We start from the raw sequence: 3,201 nt of genomic DNA on the forward strand, positions 1-3,201 counted from the left end.
CCTGGGCGACGGCCCACTCGACACGGTCGCGCAACCGGGCGTCGGCCGGGGCGTCCTGCCAGGTGCCGACGGGCCCGAGCCGGGCCACGACCCCGCCGAGGGAGGCGATCTCGTCGTCGACGGTCGGGTCGACGACGCGCAGGGCGTCGAGCTCGACGGCCTCGTCGGGCGACAGGTCGGACGCGAGCGCGGCGGCGATCAGCTCGGCGCGGCGGTCGGACTCGGGGCCCGCCGGGTTCGCGGCGCGGTCGGACGTGGGGTCGGTCACGAGAGGTTCTCCCCGTCGTCGAGGTGGCTTCGGAGGGCACGCAGGGCGTAGAAGCAGCGCGTGCGGAGGGTGGCGACCGGGACGCCCGACACGTCGGAGAACTCCTGGTAGCTGAGCCCGGTCAGGTGGACGGCGACGACGACCTCGCGGTGCTCGTCGCTGAGCCGCGCGAGCCCCTCGACGATGCCGAGCCGCTCGAGCGGGTCGGCCGCGGGGGCCGCCTGCTCGGGCGCGTGCTCGTCGGGCACCAGCACGGGGGTGCGCTGACGGGCGCGGTGCACGTCGAGCACGACGCGCCGCTCGATCGCGAACAGCCAGGTGCGTGCGCCACCGCGGGCCGGGTCGAAGGAGGCGCGGGCCCGCCAGGCGCGGAGGAACGTCTCCTGCACGCAGTCCTCGGCGAGGGGGCGGTCACGGAGGGCGTTGACCGCGAAGCCGAGCAGGGCCGAGCCGTGCTCGGCGAAGGCGGCGGACACGTCGAGGCCCGGCGAGGTGGTCGGCGCCGCGGGGCCGGACGTCGAGGGGCCGGACGTCGAGGGGCCGGGCGACGGCTGGCTCATCGTGCTCCCCTCCTGCGGGACGGGACGCGTCAAGACGAGCGACATCCGGCTCCTCTCAGCCTACGGGGCGGCTCCCGACGGATCACCAGGGGCTCTCGAGAGGGACTACGGCGGCGAGCCCGTCCGCGTTCACCGGCACCTGGTCCCGTCCGCCGCGCCGCCCCTCCTCGGCGTCGGGCCTCAGAGCTGGCGGACGAGCGCCGGGATCTTCTCGCGGAACGGGAAGAAGCCCCTCGAGGCATGCGGCCACGCGACGCTGTCCCACCGTCGACGCACGGTGACGAAGGCGATCCCCTCGGACGCGAGAGCAGGACGGAGCGTCGCGAGTCGCTCGTGGACAGGGCCGATCGGGGCGTACGGGACGACCACGGTGTCGAGCCCCTCGGCCAGGACCCAGCTCACGACGGAGTCGGGCTCCGCGTCCGTCAGCACCTGGGCCGCCCGTCCACTCGCGTCCCGGGTCCGCTCCGCGGCGTCCTCGAGGGCGGCCGACGTGAAGTAGGCGACGGCGTCCGAGACGCCGGCAGGCGACCGGTCCCCCGGGTCGGCAGCCACCGCCGCGGCCGCCACGTCGCCGAGGAGGCCGGGCTGCTCGGCGAGCAGGCTCGTCGCCTCGAGGTCCTCCTCGTGCAGCAGCAGCCCCGCCCGGTCGCCGACGACCCCGGCGACGTCGTCGGGCTCGAGGGGGGTCCGGGACGGGAACGGCTCCTCGTCGAGCGCGCGGGCCGTCGTGGCCAGGCCGCTCGGCGAGAACCGACCGTCGGTGAACCGGGAGATGTTCGAGGCGGTCGCGAGGTACGTCTTGCCCTTCGTCTGGAGCCCGGCGACCCACCTCCACGACAAGGTGTTCGAGGCGGCGTCGCCGTCGAGCAGGTGCCGGTAGAAGAAGTCGGCCCCGAGCTGCCAGGGCAGGCCGAGCGTGAAGACCCAGATGCTCGCGAACCACATGCGCGTGTGGTTGTGCAGGTACCCGGTGTCGACGAGCTCGCGAACCCAGGCGTCCATCGCGTCGATGCCGGTCCGCCCCGCCACCGCAGCCTCGTACCCGGCCGGCAGCTCGCCCGCGAGCAGGTCGAGGACCTCGAGCCGGTACCGCCGCCACACCTCGGGGTTCTGCTCCAGCCAGCCCTTCCAGTAGGTCCGCCAGAACACCTCCTGCACGAACTTCTCGGCTGCTCCGAGCGTGTGCTCGTCGAGGACCGCGCCGACCACCTCCTGCTCCGTCAGGAGGCGGTGACGCAGGTACGGGGACAGCCCGGAGACGTTGCTCCTCGAGGGGCCGAGGCCGAGGTCGAGGTTGCGGTCGCGGGCGTAGGCCCGGCCGGCGCGGGGGACGAAGTCGTCGAGCGCGTCGAGGCCGGCGGCTCTGGTGGGGATGGGCACCGGCCCATCATGCGACTCGCGGTGTGGCGGAGGCTGACCACGACCGCCTCGCCGTGCTCAGCCGCGCTCGCCTGCGGTCTCGTCAGAAATTTCTCGGATCACCCGTGAACGCCGGACGGGTCGTCGTCGTAGGCCCTCGTGACAGGCGTCGTCCGACCGGGCGACGTCACGCGCCGCCCCCGAGGGGCCGGCGTCCACGAGAGGCAGAGGAAGCATGACGATGAAGCGTTCCGTCCGACACCTGACCATCGGAGGCGCGGCCGTGGCCGCCGCCACCCTGATCGTGGCCGCGCCCGCTGCGGCCGAGACCACCGTGCCCGAGCCCAGCTCGTTCACCAGCGCGTTCACCGTCATGGCGACGCCCGACCAGGTCATCAACAACGACGGCGTGGCCGTCGCCGGCGAGCCCGGGGCCACCGGCACCTTCGACTTCCGCATCAACTCGGACACCGAGGTGATCTGCTACGACATCACCCTGACCGGCGTGACCGGCGACTACCAGAGCCCGGCGAAGACGGCGACGCACATCCACCAGGCCGCGGCCGGCCAGCCCGGCCCGCCGCGCATCTCGTTCCCGAACCCGACCGACGCGGACGGCGACGGCGTGCGCGAGGCCAGCGGCTGCCTGCAGGGCCCCTTCACCACCGGCGTCACCAACGACGCGGGCGCCGACACGGGCACCGGCTTCACGCTCGCCCAGATCGAGGCGAACCCGGCCGGCTTCACCGGCGACTCGCACACGGCGGCCTTCGCCGCCGGCGTCGTCCGCGGCCAGCTGACCCAGGTGCCGGTCGGCGGAGTCGACACCGGCGCCGGCGGAGCGGCCTCGGCCGTCGCCGCGGGCACGTCGACGTCGTCCGGCGCGGACAGCGGAGCACTCGTGGGCGCCGCCGCGGTCGGCGGACTCGTGCTCGTCGGCGCGACCGGTCTCGTGCTGCGCCGTCGGGCTGCCGCACGGGCATGACGCTGCCTGCCGGTGCGCGTCGGACG

Annotated in this window: 3 protein-coding genes and 1 pseudogene; 1 reads left to right on the forward strand and 3 read right to left on the reverse strand. The window is 74.5% G+C overall.

Annotation, left to right across the window (positions count from 1 at the left end; all coding sequences use genetic code 11):
* The 3 genes and pseudogenes from RWM17_RS13345 to RWM17_RS13355 all read right to left on the reverse strand — a co-directional run.
* Window positions 1–268, reverse strand: a pseudogene (locus RWM17_RS13345) (hypothetical protein); the annotation flags it as partial.
* On the reverse strand, window positions 265–873 hold the full coding sequence (locus RWM17_RS13350) for a sigma-70 family RNA polymerase sigma factor (protein WP_314104448.1): 609 nt from the start codon (window positions 871–873) through the stop codon (window positions 265–267). The gene RWM17_RS13350 and the pseudogene RWM17_RS13345, both read right to left, overlap by 4 nt.
* Before the next feature lie 135 nt (window positions 874–1,008).
* Window positions 1,009–2,211 (reverse strand): FAD-binding domain-containing protein, encoded by a 1,203-nt coding sequence (locus RWM17_RS13355; RefSeq protein WP_314104450.1) that lies wholly within the window; start codon window positions 2,209–2,211, stop codon window positions 1,009–1,011.
* 220 nt (window positions 2,212–2,431) lie between these two features.
* Between RWM17_RS13355 and RWM17_RS13360 the strand changes: the two genes are divergently transcribed.
* The gene (locus RWM17_RS13360) at window positions 2,432–3,175 is read left to right on the forward strand and encodes a CHRD domain-containing protein (protein WP_314104452.1); all 744 of its coding nucleotides are present in this window, start codon (window positions 2,432–2,434) and stop codon (window positions 3,173–3,175) included.
* Window positions 3,176–3,201: the final 26 nt, after the last annotated feature.

The sequence above is a fragment of the uncultured Frigoribacterium sp. genome, from assembly GCF_963515265.1.
Taxonomy (GTDB): domain Bacteria; phylum Actinomycetota; class Actinomycetes; order Actinomycetales; family Microbacteriaceae; genus Frigoribacterium.

Excerpts from the sequence above, each read along its gene's own strand:
- RWM17_RS13350 (WP_314104448.1), bottom strand. The coding sequence starts at position 873 with ATGTCGCTCGTCTTGACGCGTCCCGTCCCGCAGGAGGGGAGCACGATG.
- RWM17_RS13360 (WP_314104452.1), top strand. The coding sequence starts at position 2,432 with ATGAAGCGTTCCGTCCGACACCTGACCATCGGAGGCGCGGCCGTGGCC.